Source organism: cf. Phormidesmis sp. LEGE 11477, from assembly GCF_015207105.1.
GTDB lineage: Bacteria > Cyanobacteriota > Cyanobacteriia > Phormidesmidales > Phormidesmidaceae > Phormidesmis.
Window position 1 is genome coordinate 1 of record NZ_JADEXO010000096.1, and the last position, 24,503, is coordinate 24,503.

At 51.1% G+C, this 24,503-nt stretch carries 25 protein-coding genes; 11 read left to right on the top strand and 14 right to left on the bottom strand.

Translation table 11 applies throughout. The features are described 5' to 3' along the window. On the top strand, positions 1–919 hold a 919-nt coding region (locus IQ256_RS21610), incomplete at its 5' end, for a hypothetical protein (RefSeq protein ID WP_228025147.1). A 35-nt stretch (positions 920–954) separates the two neighbouring features. On the opposite strand, the gene IQ256_RS21615 is transcribed toward IQ256_RS21610, so the two are convergent. After that, positions 955–1,200, bottom strand: a complete 246-nt coding sequence (locus tag IQ256_RS21615) for a hypothetical protein (protein WP_193857769.1) — start codon at positions 1,198–1,200, stop codon at positions 955–957. A 78-nt stretch (positions 1,201–1,278) separates the two neighbouring features. Here IQ256_RS21615 and IQ256_RS21620 point away from each other — a divergent pair, with 78 nt between their 5' ends. Next, positions 1,279–1,938, top strand: a complete 660-nt coding sequence (locus tag IQ256_RS21620; protein WP_193857770.1) for a hypothetical protein — start codon at positions 1,279–1,281, stop codon at positions 1,936–1,938. Between the two features lie 25 nt (positions 1,939–1,963). Here IQ256_RS21620 and IQ256_RS21625 read toward each other — a convergent pair whose 3' ends face one another. From IQ256_RS21625 to IQ256_RS21645, 5 genes are all read right to left on the bottom strand, one after another. Beyond that, positions 1,964–2,179, bottom strand: coding sequence for a type II toxin-antitoxin system HicB family antitoxin (locus IQ256_RS21625; RefSeq protein ID WP_193857771.1), 216 nt, complete (start codon positions 2,177–2,179; stop codon positions 1,964–1,966). A 53-nt stretch (positions 2,180–2,232) separates the two neighbouring features. Next, positions 2,233–2,487, bottom strand: coding sequence for a hypothetical protein (locus IQ256_RS21630; protein ID WP_193857772.1), 255 nt, complete (start codon positions 2,485–2,487; stop codon positions 2,233–2,235). 20 nt (positions 2,488–2,507) lie between these two features. Further along, a complete protein-coding gene (locus IQ256_RS21635) occupies positions 2,508–3,071 on the bottom strand; it encodes a Uma2 family endonuclease (RefSeq protein ID WP_193857773.1) in 564 nt (187 codons plus the stop codon). A gap of 165 nt (positions 3,072–3,236) precedes the next feature. Further along, positions 3,237–3,362 carry a type II toxin-antitoxin system HicA family toxin gene (locus IQ256_RS30500; RefSeq protein ID WP_370623515.1) on the bottom strand — a complete coding sequence of 42 codons (126 nt, stop codon included), beginning with the start codon at positions 3,360–3,362 and terminating at the stop codon, positions 3,237–3,239. A gap of 77 nt (positions 3,363–3,439) precedes the next feature. Beyond that, positions 3,440–3,661 carry a type II toxin-antitoxin system HicB family antitoxin gene (locus IQ256_RS21645; protein WP_193857774.1) on the bottom strand — a complete coding sequence of 74 codons (222 nt, stop codon included), beginning with the start codon at positions 3,659–3,661 and terminating at the stop codon, positions 3,440–3,442. A 133-nt stretch (positions 3,662–3,794) separates the two neighbouring features. Between IQ256_RS21645 and IQ256_RS21650 the strand changes: the two genes are divergently transcribed. The 4 genes from IQ256_RS21650 to IQ256_RS21665 all read left to right on the top strand — a co-directional run bounded on the left by IQ256_RS21650 (position 3,795) and on the right by IQ256_RS21665 (position 5,842). After that, complete coding sequence (locus IQ256_RS21650; protein ID WP_193857775.1) at positions 3,795–4,109, top strand: hypothetical protein; 315 nt, start codon at positions 3,795–3,797, stop codon at positions 4,107–4,109. Between the two features lie 313 nt (positions 4,110–4,422). After that, positions 4,423–4,722 (top strand): hypothetical protein, encoded by a 300-nt coding sequence (locus IQ256_RS21655; protein ID WP_228025148.1) that lies wholly within the window; start codon positions 4,423–4,425, stop codon positions 4,720–4,722. A gap of 378 nt (positions 4,723–5,100) precedes the next feature. Next, positions 5,101–5,292, top strand: a complete 192-nt coding sequence (locus tag IQ256_RS21660) for a YqaE/Pmp3 family membrane protein (RefSeq protein WP_193857776.1) — start codon at positions 5,101–5,103, stop codon at positions 5,290–5,292. Between the two features lie 97 nt (positions 5,293–5,389). Further along, positions 5,390–5,842, top strand: coding sequence for a phage holin family protein (locus IQ256_RS21665; protein ID WP_193857777.1), 453 nt, complete (start codon positions 5,390–5,392; stop codon positions 5,840–5,842). Between the two features lie 144 nt (positions 5,843–5,986). Here the strand turns inward: IQ256_RS21665 and gyrB are convergent, their stop codons facing one another. Continuing rightward, positions 5,987–7,924 (bottom strand): DNA topoisomerase (ATP-hydrolyzing) subunit B, encoded by a 1,938-nt coding sequence (gene gyrB, locus IQ256_RS21670; protein WP_193857778.1) that lies wholly within the window; start codon positions 7,922–7,924, stop codon positions 5,987–5,989. Positions 7,925–8,523: 599 nt separating this feature from the next. Continuing rightward, complete coding sequence (locus tag IQ256_RS21675) at positions 8,524–8,925, bottom strand: hypothetical protein (protein WP_193857779.1); 402 nt, start codon at positions 8,923–8,925, stop codon at positions 8,524–8,526. Between the two features lie 201 nt (positions 8,926–9,126). Between IQ256_RS21675 and IQ256_RS21680 the strand changes: the two genes are divergently transcribed. Continuing rightward, on the top strand, positions 9,127–12,015 hold the full coding sequence (locus IQ256_RS21680; RefSeq protein ID WP_193857780.1) for a M14 family zinc carboxypeptidase: 2,889 nt from the start codon (positions 9,127–9,129) through the stop codon (positions 12,013–12,015). Positions 12,016–12,141: 126 nt separating this feature from the next. Further along, positions 12,142–13,071 carry a tRNA (adenosine(37)-N6)-dimethylallyltransferase MiaA gene (miaA, locus tag IQ256_RS21685; protein ID WP_228025149.1) on the top strand — a complete coding sequence of 310 codons (930 nt, stop codon included), beginning with the start codon at positions 12,142–12,144 and terminating at the stop codon, positions 13,069–13,071. Between the two features lie 115 nt (positions 13,072–13,186). Here the strand turns inward: miaA and IQ256_RS21690 are convergent, their stop codons facing one another. The 6 genes from IQ256_RS21690 to IQ256_RS21715 all read right to left on the bottom strand — a co-directional run bounded on the left by IQ256_RS21690 (position 13,187) and on the right by IQ256_RS21715 (position 18,856). After that, positions 13,187–14,017 carry a carbon dioxide-concentrating mechanism protein CcmK gene (locus IQ256_RS21690; protein ID WP_228025150.1) on the bottom strand — a complete coding sequence of 277 codons (831 nt, stop codon included), beginning with the start codon at positions 14,015–14,017 and terminating at the stop codon, positions 13,187–13,189. Positions 14,018–14,087: 70 nt separating this feature from the next. Beyond that, positions 14,088–14,885: a hypothetical protein gene (locus IQ256_RS21695; protein WP_193857781.1), complete on the bottom strand. Its 798-nt coding sequence runs from the start codon at positions 14,883–14,885 to the stop codon at positions 14,088–14,090. A gap of 34 nt (positions 14,886–14,919) precedes the next feature. Beyond that, on the bottom strand, positions 14,920–17,571 hold the full coding sequence (locus IQ256_RS21700; protein WP_193857782.1) for a ribulose bisphosphate carboxylase small subunit: 2,652 nt from the start codon (positions 17,569–17,571) through the stop codon (positions 14,920–14,922). Positions 17,572–17,685: 114 nt separating this feature from the next. Continuing rightward, the gene (locus IQ256_RS21705) at positions 17,686–17,988 is read right to left on the bottom strand and encodes a EutN/CcmL family microcompartment protein (RefSeq protein ID WP_193857783.1); all 303 of its coding nucleotides are present in this window, start codon (positions 17,986–17,988) and stop codon (positions 17,686–17,688) included. A gap of 10 nt (positions 17,989–17,998) precedes the next feature. Next, positions 17,999–18,337 carry a carbon dioxide-concentrating mechanism protein CcmK gene (locus tag IQ256_RS21710; protein WP_006454499.1) on the bottom strand — a complete coding sequence of 113 codons (339 nt, stop codon included), beginning with the start codon at positions 18,335–18,337 and terminating at the stop codon, positions 17,999–18,001. Positions 18,338–18,547: 210 nt separating this feature from the next. Beyond that, complete coding sequence (locus IQ256_RS21715; protein ID WP_038015833.1) at positions 18,548–18,856, bottom strand: carbon dioxide-concentrating mechanism protein CcmK; 309 nt, start codon at positions 18,854–18,856, stop codon at positions 18,548–18,550. Positions 18,857–19,719: 863 nt separating this feature from the next. Here IQ256_RS21715 and IQ256_RS21720 point away from each other — a divergent pair. The 3 genes from IQ256_RS21720 to IQ256_RS21730 all read left to right on the top strand — a co-directional run bounded on the left by IQ256_RS21720 (position 19,720) and on the right by IQ256_RS21730 (position 24,413). Further along, positions 19,720–21,552 (top strand): NAD(P)H-quinone oxidoreductase subunit F, encoded by a 1,833-nt coding sequence (locus IQ256_RS21720; RefSeq protein WP_193857784.1) that lies wholly within the window; start codon positions 19,720–19,722, stop codon positions 21,550–21,552. Between the two features lie 87 nt (positions 21,553–21,639). Beyond that, positions 21,640–23,211 carry an NADH-quinone oxidoreductase subunit M gene (locus IQ256_RS21725; RefSeq protein WP_370623516.1) on the top strand — a complete coding sequence of 524 codons (1,572 nt, stop codon included), beginning with the start codon at positions 21,640–21,642 and terminating at the stop codon, positions 23,209–23,211. Positions 23,212–23,270: 59 nt separating this feature from the next. Next, positions 23,271–24,413: a CO2 hydration protein gene (locus tag IQ256_RS21730; RefSeq protein WP_193857785.1), complete on the top strand. Its 1,143-nt coding sequence runs from the start codon at positions 23,271–23,273 to the stop codon at positions 24,411–24,413. Positions 24,414–24,503: the final 90 nt, after the last annotated feature.

A 24,503-nucleotide genomic window follows, 5' to 3' on the forward strand; every position in this document is an offset into this window, starting at 1 on the left:
ATCGGAGCATAGTGCGGCCAGAGAGAGCTATGGAGAGTCGATTGCGGCATATGATTCAGCGCTAGAGAGAGCCCCAGACGATGTGTATGCGTTGAACAACAAGGGCAGTTCGCTACAGAAGTTGGCGAACTTGCAAGCAATGCTATTGGAACATAGTGCGGCCAGAGAGAGCTATGGGGCGTCGATTGCAGCGTATGATGCAGCGCTAGAGAGAGCCTCAGACTATGTGAGTGCGCTGAACAACAAGGGCCTTTCGCTACAAGGTTTGGCGGAATTGCAGGTGATGCTATCAGAGCACAGTGCGGCCAGAGAGAGCTATGGGGCGTCGATTGCAGCGTATGACGCAGTACTAGAGAGAGCCCCAGACGATGTGTATGCGTTGAACAACAAGGGCAGTTCGCTACAGGGTTTGGCGAACTTGCAAGCAATGCTATTGGAACATAGTGCGGCCAGAGAGAGCTATGGGGCGTCGATTGCAGCGTATGATGCAGCGCTAGAGAGAGCCTCAGACTATGTGAGCGCGCTGAACAACAAAGACCTTTCACTGTCGAAGTTGGCGGAATTGCAGGCGATGCTATCAGAACATAGTGCGGCTAGAGAGAGCTATGGGGCGTCGATTGCGGCGTATGATGCAGCGCTAGAGAGAGGCTTAGACGATGTAGAAGTGCTGAACAACAAGGGCAATTCGCTGCAGAGGTTGGCAGATTTGCTGATGCAGCAAGAGGAATTGAAGTCGGCGATTGATTGCTTGGAGATGGCCCTATCATTGTGGGGGCGATCGCTCCAAATCGCCCCTGGCAATACTCAACTACAACAACATTACGATCAGATCGAATCCTACTTGCAGTCTCTTTTAGAGGACAATCAATCAGCGACTACAGCCCAGTCCGCAGCAGTTCAACAATCTCCTAATGATTAGAAGCGCTCACCAGTTGAGCTGACATGCTAGCTATCTCATCGGCCTAGCCGTCGAGACTTTTTTGGCTGTGGAAACCGAGCAACTGTCGGCATGTCCTCATTCTCATACGGGAAACCTCCAGTCGCTGCCGGGACTTTATCAAACGCACTCGGGAATAGCTCAGTCACCAACGAGACTTGCTCAGTCACACGCGGGAATGATTCATTCACCAACGGGACTTCATCGGTTGCACTCGGGAACTCCTCAGTCACCAACGGGACTTGCTCAGTCGCACCCGGCATCAATTCCGCTGCAAATGAGTTCTACACTACAGACGCGGGAACGCTGAAACGGCATCGACACCCTACTTTGGTCTACCCATGCGTAAAGATTTCAGCATCGACACCCTGCTCAGCGACGCCCAGCTCGCCATCGACAACGCCTTGAACAATCCAAAAGTGCTTGGATATCTAAGCGACTTCGGCTACACCAAGGCAAAAATCCAACAGGGCAAACAGCTCTACAGTACAGCCGCCGCCGCTCAGCTCGCCCAGCAGTCCGAGGCAGGTGGTCAGATCTCGGCAACGACTGACGTGAACGAAGCTTGGGAAACTGCCAAGAAATCATACATGCGGTTTCTAAAAGTGGCGCGTGTCGCTTTCAAACGCAATTCCGGCGTAGCTACTCAGCTAGATCTGGGCGGCACCCGCAAGAAAAGTCTCTCGGGCTGGATGGCGCAGGCGAATCAGTTTTACAAGAATGCGCTAGACAATAAAGCCGTTCTCTCTGAACTAAAAGAATTTGGCATCACTGAACCAAAGCTGAAGGCTGGGCTGGCTGAGCTAGCGGTGATTGAGCAGGCCAATCTAGTCCAAGAAAGAGAGAAAGGAGAAGCGCAGGCGGCGACGGAAAAGCGAGATGCGGCGCTAGATGAACTGCAAGACTGGCTGAGTGACTATCTGGCGATCACAAAGGTCGCGTTAGAAGAGGAGCCGCAGCTATTGGAAGGCATGGGTGTTTTAGTGCGATCGCCCGTTTAGCGGCGGTTTAGCGGTACCGAGTCGGTTAAGAGATCGCATCTCCCACACAACCAAGCACACCAGAACCCTCAGGCAACGGTTCGCCCTCAATTTTGAGTCCTTCTAGATGAAACGAGATAGCCTCTTCCATATTCTCCGCCGTTTCTGCCTGTGTAGCACCTGTGGTTACGCATCCGGGAATGTCAGGGGAGTATGCCGAAAATCCTGTTCGAGTTTTTTCGATAACAATTAGATATTTCATGTTTCTAGATCCACTTTTAGGATCTTTGGTTCCTACCTATGAGGAACGGAAATTCAAGCGGGAGCACTGATCTTAGGCTTCTCCGCTTCGACACCTCGCTCAGCGCAATCTTCTAAATATTCATCAACAGCAGTTTTGAAATTAGCGGCTAACTCTGCAATGTCATCGCCATCAAAGGACAGCAAGTCTTGTTCGAGTCCTTCAACCATACCTTGCAAATATCCATCAGTCGGATCAACTACGGCGCTAGCCTCGTATCCTCTATGGGCTAACCGGATGCTGGTTGGTAAATAGTTGGTATCAGTCATGTCACTCAGGTTGGTTTTCTCTACTCATACAGCCAAGCTACTAGCTCACCCACCGTTAGCTGAAAGGCTGTCGCAAACTCTGGTACTGGTAACTGTGCATCCGAGGCTTCATACAGTACGGCCCGCAAGTCAGGCGTATAGGCAAAAACGCATTCTTCCTCCGGGTCGATTAGCCAGCCCATTTGAGTGCCGTGCGCTAGTGCGTACATAATCTTTTTGACTACTTTCGTCTGGTTCTGCCTCGGCGACAGAATCTCAATCATCCAATCGGGCGCATGGTGAAGCTCTCCTGCGACTTTGCCATCTTCTTGTCTGGGAATTGCTGACCAAGGAAGTACGGCTATATCAGGCACGATTGAGCGGTCCTCAAATGTACAGCGAAGTTCTGGCAGGGCTCGTCCGACTTGATTAGCTTTAATCGCCGCGTTGATAGCAGTTGTGAGGTCTGCTTGAATAACGCTGTGCGCTGTTTTTGGCATCGGCTTTTGAATAATTTGACCGTCAATGTATTCGCTCGCAGGCTTCGTCTCAGGCTGCTGTAAGAATTCTTCTAGCGTGAGGTTTCTTGTGGGTGTCTGTACCATGACTGCAAACTTGGCTCAATACCGACTGTCTACTGTTGATTATTACAGGTCATTAGCAAAATGACTGGGATGGAAGGTGTGCGATCGCCCGCCTAGATCACTCTCGAATATTCAATGTGCTGCGCGTGGGTGCTTGAGCTTTCTATGATAGATTGCTCGGCTCATCTACTTCTTCAACTTTTGGAACTCACTCTCTGAGATTCCTAGCTGTTTCAGAATCGATTTAAAGAGCCCACCGCCTATCTCTGCGTTTCCATGTATTGGAATAGTCGTTGCTCGTCCATCAGTCACTCCATTGTCATGACTACCTTTTTTGTCTTGCCTTCACAAAACCTAGTTTCTCCGCAGCTCGCTCTAATTCTTTTGCTTTAGCGGGCACTGGCTACCGCAAGCTCAACGTCACTAGGCAGCGACTTTTCCTCTTCCGCATATTCGTCACGAATCATATCGAATACGTTGACTAGCTCTGTTCTAGCTTCTTCGGATGTTTGGACCCAGGCATGACATCCTTCAATCGCTGGAACGTAGGCAACGAAGGTTCCGTTATCGTCAGGACGTAACACGACTGTGTAACTTTCTAGAGAAGACATAGGATATTAGCCAGAGTGCCTGTGTCAACTAGCATACCGTATCCATAAGTTCTGATAATTGCATCAGAAGTTGGCTGAGCAAACGGTAGCATATCTATACTGACTGATGAACTGCTTATGTAGGGGTGACGCAATGCAAGCGCTGAAGCTTCACGGAAAGATAGATAGTACCGGGAAACTGATTATATCCGAGCCGGTAAATCTTGCCCCTGGAGACGTTGAGATTATTGTTCTTCAATCGACGCAGTCCCAAATTGAAGAAAGCAGTACTTCTAATCACTCTTTCTCCGAGCCAGAATCATCTCCGAGATTGGCAGAGCAGACAGGTTCAGAAGGCTACAGGATTAAAGCGCTTGCAAACTGGTTTGCTAATTTGCCGTCTGAGACTGTCCAGATAAATAGTGATGAGGCAAAGTGGCAAGCGCTTAGGAGAAAGCATGATTTGTAGCAAAGCAAGCGTACGGGTGCAAACGACGCTTGACTTCCTCTTACTTGACTCGATGCGAAAATCGCTCTATCTTCAATAGCTAAGGTGTGTGATGCCTATCACCACCATTTTGTCAGAACTCATTTGGCTTCAGCGCCATCGGCAAGTGCTTGCGACACCTACCGACGGCTAACTTCACGAACTGAAAGAGCCAGTCCGGGAGCTAAGGGCAGTGTACTTTAGCGACTCCGAATTTGCACATATTTCGCGAGGTGGCTAAAGTCGCTTGGGTTCTGGTTTCCTAAACCCTATTCAATTCGGAGACCAGATTCTCATGTTTACACTTCCCTTCCCGGACGCAGATGCGTCCACAGTTTCAGGCGACCAGACAGCTACAGAGAAGATCGCCGCGCCCACCGTCCTATCCGGCTCTGCTGCAAACTATCCGCCTAGGCCGCAGCCAGCGAGAGAACAGGTTCGCCATCTGCTGCTGGGCACGCCCAGCGGTACCCAAACCACGATTCAGCGATTACACCAGCTTGGCTACGCAGAGCCCAATGACTGGAGTCGCCCTCTTCCCACTGGCAGACCCAACGAAGTGATGACAATACTCACCAAACGAGTTGCCTTTTAGATCGCTCTTTAGAAGGTCAGCTCAGGAAGCCGCCGAAAAAAAAAGGTAGCGTAGGTTACGGCTGTAGCTCCCTCGCTGCCTGATTACGTCCATCGGAGGTAGTGGTTTTACCTAGTGTTTCCTCACTCGGATGGATGTTGGGCCCCGTACTTCTAGCGATACTTGAGAGTAGTGGCTGGGTGGTTTGGCTGCGATCGCTTGTTCAAAAGCTGTTCCTATGAATCGCCAGCCAAATCGTCTGACCGAACACTTCTGAGTGAAAAGCAGTAGTGAAAGCCGCCAGCTCGTCATTTATTGGGCTACTTTAGCGGGTTTCCTACACCTGCTAAACCAAAGAGTTCTGTCATTGTTGAAGAGTAAAGCAAAGGAGACAATTACATGAACAAACTTATTCGCTACATTCTAGGCATCTTTGTACCCCCCCTTGGCGTTTTTCTAACCTACGGCATTAGCCCAGCGTTTTTCATCAATCTAGGCTTGACATTTTTGGGTTATGTCCCTGGCTGCATCCACGGCGTATGGGCGATTTCAAAGCACTATGAGACAGCGCAGCTACCAGATGCTAGCTAGTTTTACCTGGCGCTTTCTAGATTCTAGAAACTATCTCTTAAAAGCTATCTAGAATCGCTTTCAATCATTCACCCTTAAAAAGAAGAGTAAAACAAATATGTTGGGATTTTTCGTAACTACGCTGATCACCGCTTTGAGCATCTTGGTCGTTGACCTGGTTGTTCCTGGTGTCGGCATTGCCACCTTTACGGCTGCGCTGCTAGCAGCGGTTTCTCTCGGTGTCGTCAACGGTTCTGTCAAACCAGTGCTAAAGCTGGTGTCGCTACCCGTCACCTTTCTGACGCTAGGCGCATTTTCTCTAGTAGTTAATGGCTTGTGCTTCTGGCTCGCTTCTGTTCTAGTGCCTGGTTTTACCGTAAACGGACTGATCGGCTTTATCCTGGGTCCGGTGGTGCTATCTGCGGTTAGCACGTTTCTCTCTGGTTATTTTGCCAAGAACGATGTGGAGTCCAAGATTGCAGGCGTTGGTGAAAAGCTAAAGCTGAACAAAGGCGAAGGCGATCGCATCGACGCGGTCAAAGAGCAAGAAAAGCTAGAAGGTACTTCATAATTTAGGGCCTTGATTGCTTTATCGAACGAGTTTTTGTTGAATTAGCTCATTAAAAATTCAGTTGTCAAAACAGCCTCTACTGCTTGCTTGAGCGGTAGAGGCTGTTGTTTGTAGTACGCTGCTATTTCTACTAGCTCATTACCATTAGATATCGAGATCGGCCATGTTCAATCTAGGCCCGTAGGTTTCGATGAAATCACGACGCGGGGCAACGCGATCGCCCATCAGCACCGTAAAGATTCGATCCGCTTCGGCGGCATCTTCGATTTCTACTCGCTTTAGCGTCCTGGTCTCTGGGTTCATGGTGGTGTCCCATAGCTGCTGCGGCATCATCTCACCGAGTCCTTTGAATCGCTGGATGTTGTACTTTGCATTCGTAGGCAGGGCGTTAATGCCGTCTTGTAGCTCTTTTTCGCTATAGCAGTAGGTGTGATTTTTACCGCGCTCTAGTTTGTAGAGCGGTGGGCAGGCGATATAGATATAGCCTTGATCAACCAGATCGCGCTGGTAGCGGTAGAAGAAGGTGAGCAGCAAAGTACGGATATGAGCACCGTCTACGTCTGCATCGGTCATCAGACAAATGCGATGGTAGCGCAGGTTATCTGGGGCAAAGTCTTCACCCTTGATGCCGAGTCCTAAGGCGGTAATTAGCGACTGGACTTCGTTATTTTTGTAGATCTTGGAGTCGTCGGTTTTCTCAATGTTGAGGATTTTGCCTCGCAGCGGCAGGATAGCTTGGAATCTGCGATCGCGTCCCTGCTTCGCACTACCGCCCGCAGAATCACCCTCCACAATAAAGATTTCTGATTCGCTAGGATCACGAGACGCACAGTCAGAGAGCTTACCCGGCAAAGTCGAAGACTCTAGCACCGACTTGCGCCGAACTAGATCGCGCGCCTTCTTCGCCGCCTCAGCCGCATTGAACGCCTGAATCGCCTTTTCTAGAATGGCATCGGCCACGCTAGGGTTAAAGTCCAAGTACTCCGTCAGCGCCTCACCGACCAAAGAATCGACAATACCGCGCACTTCAGTATTGCCTAGCTTTGTCTTGGTCTGGCCCTCGAATTCGGGCTCTGGCACTTTCACCGACACGACAGCAGTCAACCCTTCGCGGATATTTTCACCCGCCATGTTTGACTCGGCGTCCTTACGTTTCTTGCGCTTGCGCGCAATCACGTTCATGGTACGAGTCAAAACCGTTTTCAGTCCTTCTAGGTGAGTGCCACCATCCACGGTGCGAATGTTGTTAGCAAATCCCATCAGGTTGTCAGAAAAAGCATCGCCGCACCACTGCAGCGCCGCTTCTACCTGGACACCATTCTTATCCGAGTTCACGTAGATCACATCGGGGTGCAGCGGCTCTTTTTCGTTGTTGATGTATTCGACGTACTCTCTGATGCCGCCCTCATATAAGTAGTGAGAGATCCGAGGCTTGTCAGCTTTGAGCAGATCGAGACGATAGTCTGTAAAGGTGATATCGACGCCCGCGTTCAAGTAGGCTAGCTCTCGCAGACGTCTGGCGATGGTGTCATAGTCGAATTCGACCGTGTGCGTAAAGATAGTCTCATCTGGCTTGAACGTGACTTCCGTACCCGTTTTGCTGCTGCCTTTTGCTGTCTTTAGCTTGCCGATCGGGTTGCCGCGTTCGAATCGCTGAGTGTGAACTTTGCCCTCGCGCCAGACGGTCACTTCTACCCATTCGGAGAGCGCGTTGACTACCGAAACCCCAACGCCGTGCAAGCCGCCCGATACTTTGTAGCCACTGTCACCACCGAACTTACCGCCCGCGTGCAGGACGGTGAGTACGGTCTCTAAAGCTGATTTGCCAGTAGTGGGATGAATGTCTGTAGGAATGCCTCGACCATCATCGGTTACGGTGACTGAGCCATCTGCGTTTAGCGCAGCGGTAATATGAGTACAGTGGCCAGCTAGGGCTTCATCGACTGCATTGTCAACAACCTCGTATACCAGGTGGTGCAGGCCGCGCGGGCCCGTACTACCGATATACATGCCTGGGCGTTTTCTAACAGGCTCAAGCCCTTCTAGTACTTGAATCTGCTGAGCGCCGTAGTTGTTTGCCATACGTATTCTCCTGAGGGTCAGTGGCGACCGGTTTCCTTAGGCTGGTATGTTTGTGTTCTTTTGCGATCTTTATGAATGCGGTCTTTACGGGGCGGTCTTGTTTGTTCGCAGGTGATCGCAGATTGTTCTGATCAGCTATCTTGACTTAGCTGTTTTAAAGTTTGATTGTTTTGATTTGGCCAGTTTAATTTGGTTAGCCTTGGGCTTGGCTAAGTTGGGTTTGGCTGGTAGCGGATTAACTGTTTTAGTTTGGCCAGCTTTATGTGTGGTTGTGGGAGCTATTTCCTTAGAGGTCTTAAGGCGGTTTTAGTGGGTCATGAGGATAATGTGCCTATGAATTCTAGCACATCGGTGTTAAAAGCGATTTTAGAGCGGTTTCAGCGCATTATTTGACAGAGGGTTGCAACCCCCTATTTTTTGGTAGATGAGTTCGTCTGCAAATTTAACCTTATATAGGGCTCCCAAATCAGGTGTATCTAATGAGTACCTATTAGCTGGTGCAGTTACTTAGAAATCACGGCTCGGTTCCAAAAAGATCGATCCTAGGTAACACTTGCAGCATGAATTCAGACCACCATCATCTTGAGTATTGAGATGGGTTAGCGCGCAAAAACCTCTAGGCAGATATCTAAGGCAGCTCTATCGGTGGCGGCGATCGCTTCTATGCGCCTGTCATAGTTACTTAAATTAGTCATTTCGCCTGGCTGATACGTCCATTCGGCATTTGGAGTATAGGGCGGGAGAACGCGCGTCGCATTCACAATCGCATCCGCTTCAACAAAGCCTTTGAAACAAGTCGAATTGAAGGATGAAATCGTATCGACGCCTACGACAATACGTCCCCATTTTTGTAGGAAGAGAGTGCGATCGCCCGTCAGCTCACTAGATATCGGTTCCACGTAATAATGCTCACCATCTGGCAGCTCAAATAGCCCTAGAGCAGGATTCTGTGATGGCTGCACGCCTAGCAGCAGCGCTACGAGCGGTGTCAATGCATTCATCAAAAGTTCAGCAAGGCTTCTCGCCAAAGTGTATTCGATTTAACGACATTCAGCGTAAAAATCAGGGACATTGCTTGGTAGCCCAGATAACATTCATACACCTAGTTCATACAGTCAAGTCTGAGGAATCACAGCCACTTTCCTCACCGCTTCAGTAATGACATTCACTAGACGGCAACTATCGTAACGGTTTCAATAATTATGGCGGACTCTTCCCTAACCTTGCTAGAAGAAGACTTTACCGGTAACTTTCCTCCTTCTGGCTGGACGTCCTTCAGCGGCGAGGGGGAGACGGATGTAGGCGAGAGTTACTTTCCAGGTAATCAAGACTGGTCGGTTGGTTCTTTGGGTGGCAATGACGTTGCCTTCGTATTTGGTGAAGACATCGAGGATGGTCTCGCTCAAGATTGGCTGGTGACTACGCTGCTGCAGCCCGATGCGGCAAACAGCACCCTCTCATTCGATGCGCTGACGTTTGCAGGTGATGGGCCAACGGATTTCGCGGTTCAAGTTTCTACTGGCGATCAAAGCGATCAGGCTAGCTATGAGACCGTTGCCGCCTACACCTCCGATGACTTCACAGGTGATTTTCAAACCTTTGAGGTGGATCTGAGCGCCTACATTGAAGAATCGATTTATGTAGGTTTTGTCATGGAAAATGACGATGGCGACACCTGGGTGCTCGACAACGTGGAGGGGATTCCGCTGGCACCGGATGTATCTGTTTCGGTGCCTGGTGAGCAGTTTGGCCTGAGTGAGGGCGGCACCGAGCAGACCCTGATTGTAGAGCTAGCCACGGCCCCTACCGAAGCGGTGAGCGTCAGCTTCACGACCGATACTACCGAAGTCGCAGCGATTGAACCGCTTATCTTTACGCCCACAAATTGGGAAACGCCGCAGCTAGTCACCTTTACTGCTGTTCAAGATGGTCTAGAGGAAGGAGAAGAAGCCACCACAATCGGCGTCGAAGTCAGCAGCACAGACTCGGCCTACAACGCGGTAGTAGCAGAAGATATTGAAGGCACAATTTTCGATGCGGCCATTCCGTTTTTTCCTAGCTATCGCACGGTAGAAGAAACCTATGGCGACTTAGAGGCGCTGGCGACTGCTAATCCGACACTGGCTTCATGGATCGATATTGGCGATACCTACGACAAACTCACACCGGGCGGCGCGGAAGGTTATGACATCTTTGCGCTTAAGCTCACTAACGAGGAATTCACGCCCGCTGGCGACGAAGACAAGCCGGTTTTCTACATGCAGGCGGCAATTCACGCGCGAGAATACACCACCACTGAGCTAGTTACTCGCTTTGCTGAGGAGCTGGTTGCAGGCTACGGCGTTGACCCAGACACCACCTGGCTGTTGGACTACAACGAAGTTCACATCGTTCCTATCGTCAATCCCGACGGGCGTAAGATTGCCGAGCAGGGCTATCTGTGGCGTAAAAACACGAATCCCAATCCTCAGCCGGGCGCTGAACCAGCTCCTTTCCCAACCTACGGAGTGGACCTTAACCGCAACTACGGCTTTGAGTGGTTTAATGGCGTTGCGGCGGATGGGACAACGGGCATCGGTTCTAGTGACAACCCCGCCTCGACGGCTTATCACGGTAGCGGCCCTTTTTCAGAACCTGAAAGTACTGCCGCTAGCGAGTACGTGGCAACCCTGTTTGAACCTAATGGCCCCGAGCTGCTCAACGACCCAACGCCTGAACTAGAACGGGTTTATGCACCGGTTCCAGACGACATTTCCGGCATTTACATCGACTACCATAGCTTTGCCGAGGCCATTCTCTATTCTTGGGGCTGGGCCGAGGGACTGATTGCCCCCAATGATGAGGAGCTGAGCAATCTAGCTCGGCGGTACAGTTTTTTCACAGGCGCGGTTGGAGAACCCTATGACGCTCTACCGGCACAAGTATTTGGCGCGGTGGGCGGTGCGACAGATGACTGGGCCTATGCGAATTTTGGCATTCCTGGTTTCACGCTGGAGATAGGCACTAGTTTCTTTCAGCCCAGTGAGGACTTTGAGAACGAAATCCTACCTGACAACATCCCGGCTATGTATTACACGGCCAAAGCAGCGAGGCGTCCCTATCAAACACCCTTTGGCCCCGAAGTCCTAGAAGGGATGATCGCCCGGCCTCAAGTCACTGCGGGTACGGCTGTAGAGCTATCGGCGATCGCCGATGATGCCCGCTATGCCGACAGCGACGCGATCGGTAACGGCGAAGACGAGACGCCATCGACGTTTCAAAACATTGCTGCCGGGCGCTACTCCATTAATGAGCCTGCTTGGATACCTGGTGCTGAGCTGTTTACAATGGCGGCTGCCGACGGCACTTTTGACAGCGCTGAAGAGTCCCTCGCTGCGACAATTGATACGACTGACTTTATGCCGGGGCGCTACACCATTTTCGTGGAAGGGCAGGATGCTGACGGCAACTGGGGTGTGCCCACGGCGGTCTTTTTGGACGTAGTGCCGACGCCAGCGAATGCAACGGTCACTGAAGGCTCAGCCGCTGCTGAAACCCTGATAGGACAAGGTCAGTCTGACGTGATTTATGCGCTGGGCGGCGATGACACTGTCGCTGGCGGTCTAGGGGATGATGTGCTGTTTGGTGAGGACGGTGACGACATACTGCGGGGCGATCGCAACAGCCGCAGTTCGGGTGGAACAGTCGGCGGCGATGACATTATCTATGGCGGCAACGGGAGCGATCGCATCGGGGGCAAATCCGGTAACGATTCACTTTATGGCGATGCTGGTGACGACTTCATCTGGGGCGACGACGGCGACGACCTGATCTGGGGCGGCCTTGGCAATGATGTCTTAACCGGTGATGACAATTCTGGCGGCAGCGGCAGCGACACCTTTGTCTTGGCCTTTGGCGACGGCACTGATACGATTACTGACTTTGAGATCGGCACTGACTTGATTGGTCTGTTTGGCACGCTGAGTTTTGGTCAACTATCAGTGAGCCAAGATAAGCAGAACGCGCTGATTGATTTTGGCGACGAGACGCTAGCGATTCTGTTGGGGGTTGAAGCAGAGGCGCTAACCGAAACCTCCTTTGTCCCAGCCTAGGTAGATAGCGTTGAAAGTGATGAGTCGCATATAGTCTTATTACTCGTAAGGGCAGCAGCGACCGTACGTTTGCCGGGTGATAGAATAGCGCCAGCTAATCGCTGCTCAATACGTCTCTCAATACAGTTGGATCAAGCCGAGACTAAGCCGCATTTGATTATTATTGTCGGCCCAACGGCGTCGGGAAAATCGGGGCTGGCACTGGCGCTAGCAGACCAACTACCGGCGGCGATTTTAAGTGCTGACTCTCGGCAGGTTTATCGAGAGTTCGATATTGGCACAGCTAAACCTTCTGTAGCGGATCGCCAGCGGGTAAAGCATCACTTTGTGGACATTTGCGAGCCGACTGAAGCGCTGACGGTGGCGGCCTATCAGCAGCAGGCGCGGGCGGTAATCGCATTGATGCATCAGCGGCAGGAAAGAACGCCTCTACTCGTTGGTGGCACTGGGCTATACGTGAATGCGATCGCCAAAGGTCTAAAAATACCTAGAGTCGCACCCCATGAACAATTGCGATCGCAGCTTCAGTTGCTTGGACAGCCTCACTGCTATCAGCTTTTGCACCAGGTAGATCCCCAAGCGACTAGCCGCATCCACCCAAACGACCAAGTGCGGACTCTACGGGCGCTAGAAGTTTTCTATGTTAGCGGTCAGACGATTTCTAGTCAGCAAGGTGAAGATCCACCGGTCTATCCGATCCTATATATAGGACTTGCCTGCGAGCCGGATGTATTACGATCGCGCATAGCCATCCGCACCCATCAAATGATAGAGATGGGCCTGGTTCAGGAAGTCTCGCACCTAGTAGAAAAGTACGGCTCAGCGCTGCCGCTGTTGAAAACCTTGGGATATGCCGAAATTGCGGAGCATCTATCAGGAAAGTGCTCTCTAGAGTCAGCCATTGAGGCGATTATTCAGCACACCTGTCAGTTTGCTAAGCGCCAGCGCACCTGGTTTCAAAAGGAAAAGTGGATTGAATGGTTCCTAGCTGAAGATCCGGCATTAGAAGAGAAAGTGATTGAGCGAGTAAGGGAGTTCAGGCGGGGTTTGGGCTAATGCCTAAGGCAACGCAGCGCGAACGACTCCGCTCAGCCCCCGTAAAGATACGGCCCTCGTAGAGATATAGCTCTGTAAGATATGCTCCTGACCCGGTGGCCGAGCGGAGTCGAGGTCACAGTTCCTCGGTTTCGAGTTCAGGGATAACGACTTCAGGCATCACAACGGCCTCTCGCTTCAAAGGCTCTAGCTCTTCGTTCTTGGCTGGAACCAATTCCTTCTGACGCTCTTCTGCTGGCTGCTTCTCTTCTAGTTTCAACGGCAGCTTAAGCGGTACTTGAGTCTCTACCTTCTTCGTCTTCGGCAGGCTTCTTTCTAGATCGCTTAGCGGTCTAGGAATCACCATGACTGAGTTGAGTTCGCCAATGCGCTCGGCTTCGTTCATCCCGGCTTCGACCGCGATCGCCACGTTAGAAAGAGAGCCCTGAATGATAATAGTGCAGAGGCCACCGCCAATTGTCTCGTGTGAAATTAGCGTAATTTCTGCCGACTTTGTCATGGCATCTGCTGCTCCGACCATCGCTGGAAAGCCCCTGGTCTCAAGCAGTCCAATCGCTTCTCCGCCCATCAAGCTGCCCGCGCCTTCTAGATCTTGCATGCGCGGCATGATCGGCAGCACCGCTTCAAGATTAGCAGGGGGCCTAGGGATAAGCGACGACGATATAAACTGGCCAAACTCTCTAGCCATTCGCTCACCCGCATGCACGGCCATTCTGACATCGGCAACCCCGCCTCGAACAATCGCCGTACAGTGACCGCCCCCCGTTTTTTCGTAACCAACTAAAAATACGCTAGACGATTTGAGCATGGCATCGGCAATGCCAATAATCGCTGGAAAGCTAGTGGTCGATACCATACCAAGCGCCGTATCTCGTAGCGGATTACGCCGTTTGGCAGTCATTCTAACAGCTTGATTTTGCGGAGAAGGAGTAGCGTCTGAGCGCATGACGAGCCTCTAAGGTGGCTAACTGTCGTTGTGAGTATTTTATGCTTCTGTTATTCAGGCGACCCTCGGGTCATGAGCCTTTTGAGGGCTGCCGGTTAGGGAACAGAGTAGAGATAAGCTGACTAACTTGCTCACGCCCATAGACAGACCCATTTGATTGAATAGCGAGAGAAGACGATCCATTCTGTCCGATTCCACTACTAGACGAACCACCGCCGTTAGTAGATGAGTTGTTTAATTGTACGTCATTCGTCAAGCGACCGTAGCCGTTTTGAGTGGCCGCTGACTCTTGATACTGTCCGTTTTGATCGCTCAAGTCTGGCGTTTCGATTGGTTTTGGTCCAACTGGAGGCGGCTCTACGAAGGTGTTGACAAAATCATCGTCTGTAGGCGACTGCGTGCCGTTCGCTCCATATTCTGATTGCCCATATTGCGATTGGGAAGCGCCATAGGATTGAGAGGCATACTGGCCTGCTGTTTGAACGAACGCTGCTTGAGCCGATGCTGTTTGATCAATTACAGCGCCAGGCGGCACTAAGGCATCTGGTTCAATCTGGGGATTGATTAGGGTAGTGCTAGGGCTGATGCAGGCATTCTTACCAATAGTGCCGTGACCGATGACTAATACATTCGCTCCTAGACTCGTACCTGCACTAATCGTCAGAACGCCTTGGCGAGACTGTAAGCAAACGCCACCTGCTAGGCACGCTCCTTTTTCGATAACGATCCGGCTACCTGAAGGGGCTTGTAAGACTACGCCAGGTGCGATCGCGGCTGTCGAATCCACCGTCACATCACCCACCACACAGTAGTGAGTATCGCTAACTAAGCGCGGCGGCTGATGTAGATAAGGGTTCGACGATTGCATTACGACCACACAGCATTAATCAAGCGACAGCAGACTAAGGACGCTGAATAGTCGTCTCTAGAACGCGACGCTTAGCCTGAGGGTCTACGCCCACCAAGCGCACGTACTCGCCCTGATGACGCGCTAGCTGCTTACCTAGTGCAGAAATTGCTTCAGCCGGACGGCGCGCAGTGATCGCTTCACCCGTTTTCCAGATGCCGCTGCGATAGCGTCGCTTGTCGGCAAATTCTACCGAAATCCTATGACCCTGACTGACGAGCTGAGTGACTTGATCCATCACGCTAGACTCCATGCCACCGTTCTGGCCACCGTTCTGGCCACCGTTTTGGCCATTGCTATTATAGCCACCGCTCTGACCATAGCTGCTAGGCTGACCGCGAAAAGCCGGGTCGTCATAGTGAGGCGGATTGCTGTTGATTGGATCACGACCTGTAGAAGTAACCCTACGCGAGCCAGGCTGATTGTTCCGACCACCGCTTGGAGCAACCTTTTGACCTGGTTTTTGAATGGTTAGCTCTGTGACTCGCCGCTTGGCGTTAGGATCGATGCCCACCAAACGCACGTAATCGTTGCTGTGCTGTGCTAGCTGCTTGCCCAACGCAGAAATCGCTTCAGCCGGACGCCGGGCATTGATCGCAGGCCCAGTTTTCCAAATGCCGCTACGATAGCGCCGCTTGTCAGCAAATTCGATCGAAATCCTATGGCCCTGGTTGATGAGCTGAGTCACCTGATCCATCACCGCAGCGTCCATGCCACCGCCATTACCGTGATTTAGATAAGCCGGATCGTCGTAATGCGGTGGGTTCGCATTGATCGGTCCGCGCGCGGCGGCTCTACCGCTGGTCGAAACACCGCTACCAGAAGCAGACGAGCCACCCTGCGCTGACTTCTGTCCGGGCTTTTGAATGGTGGTTGCGGCCCCGCGCGTCTTGGTCTGAATATTGATGCCAAAGATTCGCACATACTTATCGGCGTTCTGATCTAGAAATCTTTGTAGCTGATTGACTGCGGCAGATTCACTGCTGGCACTGATCGAAGGTGCTGTCTGCCAGATGCCGCTGCGGTAGCGTCGTTTGTCGGCGATCTCTACGCCGACATGGTTGCCGCTGTGAATAATTCGACTCACCGCCTGGCTAACTTCGCCGCTTGCATTGCCTCCACCTTGAGCATAGCTTTGATTTGGCTGGGCGTATCCGTTTGACTGAGACTGACTAGAGGCGTTGGCTATAGGCCGCGCGTCTATCTCTACTGGTTTACCATCCGCTCTTTGAATAGTCGTTGTCGCCGTACGGCTGTTTGATCCAGAATCGATGCCAAACATCCGAACGTACTCACCGCTGTGCTCGTCTAGGCAGTGTTCTAATCTAGAAAAGACTTCTCTTTCGTTTCTTGACTCAATTGGAGAGCAAACTTTCCAGACGTTGCTGCGATAGTGGCGCGGACCGGCGTGCTCTGTGCCAATCAGATAGCCGCCGTTCAACAAATTGCGAACTTCTTGAACGACGCCAGCAGATAGACTGCCCTCACTCTGGCTACCTCTACTTTGGCCCCCTCTGCTCTGGCTACCTCTACTTTGGCTAGACCCACCATTGCTGCCGTAGGACTGATTGCCGTAAGACTGCTTGCCATAAGACTGACTGCCATATGAGCCACCCGAGGCGGCTGTTTTAGCGATTGGCGCATCGCCCGGTCGCTGTACGGTGACCATGCCCACTCTTTGCTTGCGGGCCGGATCAATCCCAAACATCCGAACGTATTCGCCTGTGTGTTCTGCTAAGCAGTTCTCTAAAGCGCTAAAGACTGCCTGCTCTCTAGTGTCTTTGATGGGGGTGCAAGTTTCCCAGACGCCGCTGCGATAGCGCCGCTTATCCGCGTGCTCCATACCGACGCGATATCCTTGGGCAAGGTACGATCGCACCTGCTGAACAATTTCGGATGAGAGTCTTTGGGCTTGCATGGCTGCTCCTTCAGTGGCAGTAGAGAGTTGATTATATTGGCGACGTGGTGCGCCTTCAGACGCGCGGCTAGTTTGAGATGGGGAACTAGACGGGTAACTAGATGAATGGCTAGGAACGGTTCTAGCGCGTTTCCTAGACGATAAGGACTGACTTGAGCCGATGACCTCTTGGGCACATTCGAGATCTTCAGAGCGAACTTTAGGTAGCTGATCGGCCTGATGTTGGGAGGTGATGATGCTGCCAGAAGGCACACACCTACCGGGAGGAATTTCGACATCTTGGATCAAAGCATGCATCATCACGACGCAGCCATCGCCTAGTCTGGCATTAAACAGCGTTGAGCGAAATCCAACAAAGCAGTTGGTACCAACGAAAGCTGGACTGCGAACGATTGATTTGTGAGCAATAACGCTGTTGGTCCCTATATAGACGGAATAAGCCTGCCCCCCCTGATTGCCGTTACCACTAGCTCTTACCTGTGCGCCAGCAACCCCCTCAATCAATACTCCCGGTAATAGCCTGGCGCGATCGCCTACAAAGACAGAAGCACCTTGCTCTGCTGTAACAGCAGTTCCAGGCGCAACCATCACCTCTGAACCGATACGTACACTACCCTCTATAAAAGAGAATTCGTGAACATCAGCAGAAGACTCTACCTTTGGACTAGCGGAAAGGCTCAGCCGTGGGATAGCGGGAGCCGTACTTTGTCTTAAACCCTGGGCGACCATTTGCCCCTTTTACCCCAACTAGAACGTCTTACCTGAAACTCTTGCCTACCTACCTAAGATTTGGCTGCGTTTCCCTAAAGCTGTGCTCACCCAAAATCGCTAGTCTAAAACCGCTTATCTAAAGTCTTCTCGTTTGTCGTAGAGGAGGCCAGTATCTAAGCTAACCGTATCGATAATGGCAACTATCGCTGCATCGATTGGCTTTTGATTGTGCCTCTGCTGCTGCCGAGCCGCACTCCCTCGGCTAACCAGCACCCACTCACCAATACCCGCTCCAACCATATCGACAGCGACTTCACAGTCTTCTTGGAGATCTCCAGAATCGCTAATTAGCTGAATCAGCAGCAGTTTGATCCCCATCAGGCTGTCGTCTTTAACGGTGCTAACGACCGTTCCTCTTACCTTTGCTAGGCGCATGGACTAGAGCCTATCTACCGTAAGGGCGAATACCGCTGACGCTCTCGCGGAACTGCTCTACCGCTTCTGTATAGCGAATCGGTAGCACAAACTCCAGGTTCTCGTGAGGACGGGCGATGATATGAGTTGAGAGCACTTGACCGCCGTTCACTCGCTTGACGTTTTCGACGCCCGCCGCCACAGAGGCTTGAACTTCAGAAACGTCACCACGGACAATCACAGTGACGCGGCCACTCCCGATCTTCTCATAGCCAACTAGGGTGACACGAGCAGCTTTCACCATGGCATCAGCTGCTTCAACCACTGCTGGAAAACCCAGCGTCTCAACCATACCTACTGCAATTGCCATAGCCTTTTCCTAAAAACGATCCAAATAAAACAAAACAAACAAAATGCTTACTCAAACAAACAAGTAGGCAGCTGATCTGCCTATTGATGCGGATAGGGTTAGCCCAATAATCTATTTCGGGCTAACCCTCGCAGATGCCTACCTGATGCTGGGGAGAGACAATGTTCTAAAAACAGAAGCTCTAAAACAATCCCTACGAGCAGACAAATCCTACGAGCGGAACTGTTCTACTGCCTCTGTGTATCGAATTGGCAGAACAAATTCCAAATTCTCGTGAGGGCGCGCAATGATGTGAGTAGAAAGTACCTCGCCGCCATTGACCCGCTTGACGTTCTCAACGCCTGCAGACACAGAAGCTTGAACTTCAGAAACGTCACCGCGAACGATGACCGTCACCCGGCCACTCCCGATCTTCTCGTAGCCAACCAGGGTGACACGAGCAGCTTTCACCATGGCATCAGCTGCTTCAACCACTGCAGGGAAACCTTTGGTCTCAATCATTCCAACAGCAATAGGCATTAATCGAAATCTCCTAAAATAAGAAAAGCTATCACAGGTCGAATTTTTGATAGAAAAACCTTCGCTTGACCACGGAGATTTCAGTAGACAGTGCGTACAAAATCAGCTGTTTCTACTTTTTAAAATTCTTTTAAGATCGCCTGGATAACTTCTTTGCGTCATAACTCAGAATAAAATGACGCCGCCGCTTTGACAATATAAGTCTCAATGATTGTCCCTGATAAGCCTCATTGTTAAAACTTATGTAGACATAGTTTCAATTTATGTTTCTTTGTAAAGTTGAGTAAAAGAAGAAAGCCAGCTTGTTAGGGGGCTACGGCTGAATGCCGCAACAGATCAGGTACTATAGACGGGCATAGAGAAGCCTCTATATGCCCTATGAATGGATTAGCCAGATTATTGACCCCTGTCAGTGAAGCTCTTCTTCGGATGCTCGGTGCTTCTTTCTAGAGTGGCTAAAGGTATATGAACGGTCTAGTTAAAGAAGTAAAAGCACTGCAACTAAGGACTTATAGGTACAGTATTAAGCGCAAAAGATTGGAATAAAACTGAATATTTGACTTTTCGAAGTCTGCTTTCAAGAGCAGGTCTATCTCACGCTGTGGGATTCCTTTAACTTAATAAATTCCGGTCTATTTCCAGCGAACTTGCACGAACCGACTTCGATGAATACTGGATTTTGGAGACCGGGGGGGTGATGAGCTAGTTTTTTAATGAGCTGAGTTGGTCGCTTTGTCTTGCATGCGCCGATTGAATATCGGATGCTTGAAGTCGATCGGTTCGGTTGGGCGACTGTTTGTAGCGTCACTGTTTAGAACCGATTTGCAGTGCTCGTTTGAAAGTCTTTCTAGGAAGTATTTGCAATGCAGTTTCTAATTCAGTGGAGTTGGCTAATTCCGGTGTACGGACTAGTAGGCGCGCTGCTAGCACTTCCCTGGGCGACTCGGTTGATCCGTCAGACTGGGCCTAGGCCAGCTATGTATATCAATGTCGTAATGACGGCGCTGGCTACTGTGCATGGGGCTTTGCTGCTACAGGCTGTCTGGTATACAGGTCCTCAGGTTGTCAGCTATGAGTGGCTACAGGTTGCTGGACTCGACCTTTCGGCCTCTCTAGATCTCTCTGAGGTCAATTTAATCTTTTTAGGGCTGACTGCCGGATTGAGCTTGCTTGCTCAGATGTACGGCATGGGCTACTTAGAAAAGGACTGGGCGCTTGCCCGTTTCTTTGCGCTGATGGGCTTTTTTGAAGCTGCGATTAGCGGTGTCATTCTTAGCAGCTCTCTGTTTTCCACCTATTTTTTGCTAGAGATGCTGACGCTCTCTACCTATTTGCTAGTCGGTTTTTGGTACGCTCAGCCTCTAGTGATTACGGCGGCGAGGGACGCTTTTTTGACTAAGCGAATAGGGGATGTGCTGCTGCTGATGGGGCTAGTTGTTCTTAGCGCCTATGCAGGCAGTTTGAGGTTTGACGATCTGTATATGTGGGTCAAAGATGCCGATATCGCTCCGGTGGCAGCGACGTTGACTGGGCTAGCCCTGATTGCCGGGCCGACGGGTAAATGCGCTCAGTTTCCGCTGCATCTGTGGCTTGATGAAGCGATGGAAGGGCCTAGTCCAGCGTCTATCTTGCGTAATTCGGCAGTAGTGACCTGTGGTGCTTATGTCTTGATCAAACTGCAGCCAGTGGTGGTGATTTCTCCCATTACGCTGGACGTTTTGATTGCGATTGGAGCAACCACAGCCGTAGGTGCTTCTTTGGTCGCACTGGCCCAGATTGACTTTAAGCGGGCGTTTTCCTACGCTACTAGCGCCTATATCGGTTTGGTGTTTGTGGCTGTTGGCACTGAGTGGCCGGGGGTAGCGCTACTTTTGCTTTTTGCTCATGCGGTTGCTAGAGCTCTGATCTTTATGAGTATTGGGGCAGTGGTCTACACCACGCATAACCAGGATCTCACAGAGCTAGGGGGTATTTGGTCGCGGATGCCTGCTACAACCTTGACCTATCTCACGGGCGCTTTAGGGCTGACTGGCGTTCTTCCTTTTGGCTGCTTTTGGGCGTTTGCGCTGGGCATTGATTTTTTGTGGGCAGATCATCCAGTGCTGGTAGGCGTATTTCTGCTGGTGAACTTCTTGAGTACCCTCAATCTTGTGCGAGTTTTTCGGCTGGTATTTTTAGGCAAGCCGCAGGTGAAAACTAGGCGTACGCCTGAAGTAGGCTGGCTGATGGCGGTGCCGATGATGACGCTGTCTATTTTTGTGCTGATATTACCGTTTGGTCTGCGGCAGGTGTCTTTGCTGCCTCCGCCTGAATATTTCAATATGGCTGCTCTGGCACTGCTGGTAGGTTCTGGCATTTTGGGGACTGGTCTAGGCTTTTATCTACCGTTAAACCGAGCTTGGTCGCGATCTAGCGTGGCACCGCTTCGCTGGGTTCAAGATTTGCTAGGCAATGATTTCTACACAGAGAAGCTATACGAGCTAACGGTAGTGAGGCTGGTTTCACAGCTATCAGCGCTCAGCAACTGGATAGATCGCTATGTCGTGGATGGGGCGGTTAACTTTGTTGGCGCAGTGTCCTTGTTTGGGGGCGAAAGCTTGAAATACAGTGCCTCAGGACAGTCACAAAGCTACATTCTGACGATTGTGGCAGGGGTTGGACTGTTGGTTTTGATGACGACCTGGACTTTATGGTGAGACAGATGTGGTGAGACAGATTTAGAAGCAGGCAGGTGCAGAAACGGAAAAGGACGGAAACGGAAAAGAACGAATGGTGATATTGCGGTGATATTGAGTGCGCTGATATTGATGCCGCTGTTGGGCGCTTTACTAATTAGCACCTGGCCTCAAAAGATAGAGAGCGATCAGGTTCGACAAGGTGCGCTGATTACGCTGGGTGTCAATTTAGTCATGACGGCGGTGCTGGTTGCCCAGTTTGATATTACAGATTCTGGGCTGCAGTTCTTAGAAAAGCTAGCCTGGATGGAGCCGTTAGGATTGACTTATTCTTTGGGAGTCGATGGCATTGCCCTGCCTCTGGTTGTAATCAATAGCCTGCTGTGCTTTGTGTCTGCTTATATCAGCCACGGTGTGAGGCGACCTCGGCTGTACTATGCTTTGCTGTTGCTGATTGCTAGCGCAGTTGCCGGGGCGTTTTTAGCACAGAATTTGCTGCTGTTCTTTTTGTTTTATGAGCTAGAGCTGATTCCGCTCTATCTGCTGATTGCAATTTGGGGCGGCGAGCGGCGCGGCTATGCGGCGACTAAGTTTTTGATCTACACGGCATTTTCTGGGATTTTGATTCTGGGAGCGTTTTTAGGACTGGTACTGCTGTCTGGAACGGGATCTTTTGACTATGATCCATCGCTGGCGCAGACGCTAACTATGGGTCAGCAGACGGTGCTGCTGGGCGTTTTGATTATTGGTTTTGGCATCAAGATTCCGCTGTTTCCGTTTCATACTTGGCTGCCGGATGCCCATGTGGAGGCGTCAACGCCTATGTCTGTGCTGCTAGCGGGAGTGTTGCTGAAGCTGGGAACCTATGGGCTGCTGCGCTTTTGCGTGGGTTTGTTCCCGCAGGCGTGGATGGCGCTCTCGCCGCTGTTGGCTTGGTGGGCGGTGGTGAGCGTGCTGTATGGATCTTTGGCTGCGATCGCCCAAACCGATATGAAAAAGATGGTGGCCTATAGCTCGGTGGGCCATATGGGATATATCTTGCTAGCGGCGGCGGCGATTACACCGCTGAGTATCTTAGGGACGGTGCTACAGATGGTCAGTCACGGTTTGATTTCGGCGCTGATGTTTTTACTGGTCGGTGTGGTCTACAAAAAAACAGGTACTCGCGATCTAACGGTGCTGCGAGGGCTGATGGCACCAGAAAGAGGGTTGCCTTTTATCGGCTCACTGATGGTTTTAGGGGCGATGGCCAGTGCTGGCATTCCGGGCATGATTGGCTTTATCTCTGAATTTATTGTCTTTAGAGGCAGCTTTGAGAGCCAAGCGCCGCAGACGCTGTTCTGTATGCTGGGCTCTGGCCTCACGTCGGTATACTTTTTGCTGATGATCAACCGGGTGTTTTTTGGCAGGTTAGATGCTGCGCCTGATGGAACTGGTGGGACTATAGAAGTGACGCTGCCCAAAGTTAGCTGGCGCGATCGCATCCCGGCAATGACCCTAGTCTTGATTATCTTCGCGTTCGGATTGCAGCCAGCATGGCTGACCCGCTGGATGGAATCGACTACCAACAGCTTTGTGCCAAATTACGTCAACCCAGTGATGTCGATAGGGGAGGCATCTGGCGGTACATTGAACGGTATCTCGAACAGCGGTGCGATCGCTAAAGTCTCTAGCTTTTGAGCAACCTTCTAGCTCACCGATAGATCTTCTATCTTTTCTCCTATGTATTTAATCACGACATGATTGCGACTTTCTCACCGCCGCCTTTGCAGCCAGCTCCTCGCTATTCGATTGGCGACTATATCGATCGGCTGCTGTCCGGCGGTACGCTATTGCCCAACACGCCCGAGAATTTGATCGAAGTAGTCGGCGTACTGCATGCCTACGGTATTGTTTTAGATGCCTACGCCATCAATTTGCAGCACATTGCTAACACGCAGTTCTTAAACCTTTTTCCACTGTTCAAATACTTCGATGGCAAAATCACGCTCAGAAAGATAGTCAAGCACCTCTGGCATGATCGCATTAACTATGAGTATGCAGAATACGTGATGCGTACCATGATGTGGCACGGCGGCGGCGGGCTAGATGCCTATTTAGATTCCGAAGCGTTTTGGGCCTGCTGTGCGCCTGCGATTCGAGCTAAAGCCAGAACCAACCCGATCTTGCTGGTTTTCAACAAACTCTTTCCAGACTATCTGCCAGAGCAGGTGCGTCAGCTTGCTTACTATTCTGGGCTGGGGCAGTTTTGGCGGGTAATGAGCGACATCTTTATGGATCTCTCGGCTGCCTATGACCAGGGTAAGATCAAGACAATTGATCAAGTCATCGAGCTGATCAAAGCTGGACTAGTGGCTAATGCTAGTAAGCCTATCGTCTACAAAGTCACTATATCTGGCAGCGAGTATGACATTCTGCCTGAAAGCGCCGAGCTTGCTTTCCTCTTCGACACCGCTGTTCCCTACGTTGAATCGATCTTTTTTAGAGGCACGCCTTTTTTCGGCACGGTTTCTTACAACGCCCAAGCGCATCAAATTCCGATTGACCAAGGACACTTTGACTATGGCGCGCTGTTTGCCGATCCGCTGCCGATTGGTGGAGCGGGCATTCCGCCGACGCTGCTGATGCAGGACATGCGTCACTATGTGCCCGACTATTTGCAAACCCTCTATATCCGATCGGTCCGTGGAAAAGACGACGTGCGCGTACAGCTAAGCCAAAGCTTTCAAAAGTCAATGTTCTGTGTGACTGAAGCCGCCGTGCGTGGCCTGATGCCTTTCCCGGCAGATACCAGTGATCCGAAAGAGCAGACGGCCAATCGAGATTATCTGAATGGATGGATGAAGCGGCTGTTCCAATCGCGGATGAATCTGATTCAGTAGACCCTGAATCTATCGGCTCCAGACAGACTTGCTGCTTCATATAGGCTGTTGCCATAACTACATCGCACCGCCAACAATATCCTGCACATA

What these genes read in the sequence shown, in the direction of transcription:
- IQ256_RS21615 (WP_193857769.1), bottom strand. Translation starts at nt 1,200, where the DNA reads ATGCCGGGTGCGACTGAGCAAGTCCCGTTGGTGACTGAGGAGTTCCCG.
- IQ256_RS21620 (WP_193857770.1), top strand. Translation starts at nt 1,279, where the DNA reads ATGCGTAAAGATTTCAGCATCGACACCCTGCTCAGCGACGCCCAGCTC.
- IQ256_RS21625 (WP_193857771.1), bottom strand. Translation starts at nt 2,179, where the DNA reads ATGAAATATCTAATTGTTATCGAAAAAACTCGAACAGGATTTTCGGCA.
- IQ256_RS21630 (WP_193857772.1), bottom strand. Translation starts at nt 2,487, where the DNA reads ATGACTGATACCAACTATTTACCAACCAGCATCCGGTTAGCCCATAGA.
- IQ256_RS21635 (WP_193857773.1), bottom strand. Translation starts at nt 3,071, where the DNA reads ATGGTACAGACACCCACAAGAAACCTCACGCTAGAAGAATTCTTACAG.
- IQ256_RS21645 (WP_193857774.1), bottom strand. Translation starts at nt 3,661, where the DNA reads ATGTCTTCTCTAGAAAGTTACACAGTCGTGTTACGTCCTGACGATAAC.
- IQ256_RS21650 (WP_193857775.1), top strand. Translation starts at nt 3,795, where the DNA reads ATGCAAGCGCTGAAGCTTCACGGAAAGATAGATAGTACCGGGAAACTG.
- IQ256_RS21655 (WP_228025148.1), top strand. Translation starts at nt 4,423, where the DNA reads ATGTTTACACTTCCCTTCCCGGACGCAGATGCGTCCACAGTTTCAGGC.
- IQ256_RS21660 (WP_193857776.1), top strand. Translation starts at nt 5,101, where the DNA reads ATGAACAAACTTATTCGCTACATTCTAGGCATCTTTGTACCCCCCCTT.
- IQ256_RS21665 (WP_193857777.1), top strand. Translation starts at nt 5,390, where the DNA reads ATGTTGGGATTTTTCGTAACTACGCTGATCACCGCTTTGAGCATCTTG.
- gyrB (WP_193857778.1), bottom strand. Translation starts at nt 7,924, where the DNA reads ATGGCAAACAACTACGGCGCTCAGCAGATTCAAGTACTAGAAGGGCTT.
- IQ256_RS21675 (WP_193857779.1), bottom strand. Translation starts at nt 8,925, where the DNA reads ATGAATGCATTGACACCGCTCGTAGCGCTGCTGCTAGGCGTGCAGCCA.
- IQ256_RS21680 (WP_193857780.1), top strand. Translation starts at nt 9,127, where the DNA reads ATGGCGGACTCTTCCCTAACCTTGCTAGAAGAAGACTTTACCGGTAAC.
- IQ256_RS21690 (WP_228025150.1), bottom strand. Translation starts at nt 14,017, where the DNA reads ATGCGCTCAGACGCTACTCCTTCTCCGCAAAATCAAGCTGTTAGAATG.
- IQ256_RS21695 (WP_193857781.1), bottom strand. Translation starts at nt 14,885, where the DNA reads ATGCAATCGTCGAACCCTTATCTACATCAGCCGCCGCGCTTAGTTAGC.
- IQ256_RS21700 (WP_193857782.1), bottom strand. Translation starts at nt 17,571, where the DNA reads ATGGTCGCCCAGGGTTTAAGACAAAGTACGGCTCCCGCTATCCCACGG.
- IQ256_RS21705 (WP_193857783.1), bottom strand. Translation starts at nt 17,988, where the DNA reads ATGCGCCTAGCAAAGGTAAGAGGAACGGTCGTTAGCACCGTTAAAGAC.
- IQ256_RS21710 (WP_006454499.1), bottom strand. Translation starts at nt 18,337, where the DNA reads ATGGCAATTGCAGTAGGTATGGTTGAGACGCTGGGTTTTCCAGCAGTG.
- IQ256_RS21715 (WP_038015833.1), bottom strand. Translation starts at nt 18,856, where the DNA reads ATGCCTATTGCTGTTGGAATGATTGAGACCAAAGGTTTCCCTGCAGTG.
- IQ256_RS21720 (WP_193857784.1), top strand. Translation starts at nt 19,720, where the DNA reads ATGCAGTTTCTAATTCAGTGGAGTTGGCTAATTCCGGTGTACGGACTA.
- IQ256_RS21730 (WP_193857785.1), top strand. Translation starts at nt 23,271, where the DNA reads ATGATTGCGACTTTCTCACCGCCGCCTTTGCAGCCAGCTCCTCGCTAT.